We start from the raw sequence: 573 nt of genomic DNA, 5'->3' as shown, positions 1-573 counted from the left end.
GGTGCCAAGCCTTGCCAGAGGCCCGGAGAAAAACCGGCGCGCAGCGGTTCGGCGTCCCCCAGGACCTGGGCCAGGAAGCTGGCATCGGCTTTCTCCGGATGGGCCATCATCAGGTAGGCCTTGAGCTGTGCGTAGGCGCTCCGTGCTCGGTTGAGACGCTCGGGACTGTCCGGGGGCAACTTGACCAGAGCGCTGAGCTGGGCTTTCAGGTTGGCCGCCGCCGGGTCGCGCAGCAGCCGGTTGTTGGCCTCGACATAACGTGGCCATAGCACCTCGAGCAGGGCTGGGTTCTGGTTCAGGCCGAAGCGTTGGTACCAAGGCACGCCGTGCTCGGCGCGATAATCCAGGCGGGCCAGTTCGCGGACCAGTTCGTTCAGGGCTTGAAGTTGTTCGTCGCCTGACGATGACTGCTGCAATGCCGTCAACGCGCTGCGCGCCTGGAGGATCTGCGTCCGGTTGCTGGCGCCGGACAGCAGCAGCCCGGTGCCCCACACCAGTGCCAGGACCAGCGCGCAGGCATAACCGATGCGCGTGGCCGGCCAGCCCAGGCGGCGGTCGGGGCGGGCCTTGTCA

1 protein-coding gene is annotated in these 573 nt (G+C 67.4%); it reads right to left on the bottom strand.

Annotated features, from left to right (window positions below):
* Positions 1-573 (bottom strand): ImcF-related family protein (locus tag M5B99_RS29735; protein WP_248807472.1); only part of this gene is annotated, 573 nt, incomplete at both ends.

This window comes from Pseudomonas sp. MWU13-2100 (assembly GCF_023242365.1).
Classification (GTDB): domain Bacteria; phylum Pseudomonadota; class Gammaproteobacteria; order Pseudomonadales; family Pseudomonadaceae; genus Aquipseudomonas.
The sequence above is the reverse complement of the archived record's forward strand: the minus strand, read 5'-3'. Positions and strand labels throughout refer to the sequence as shown.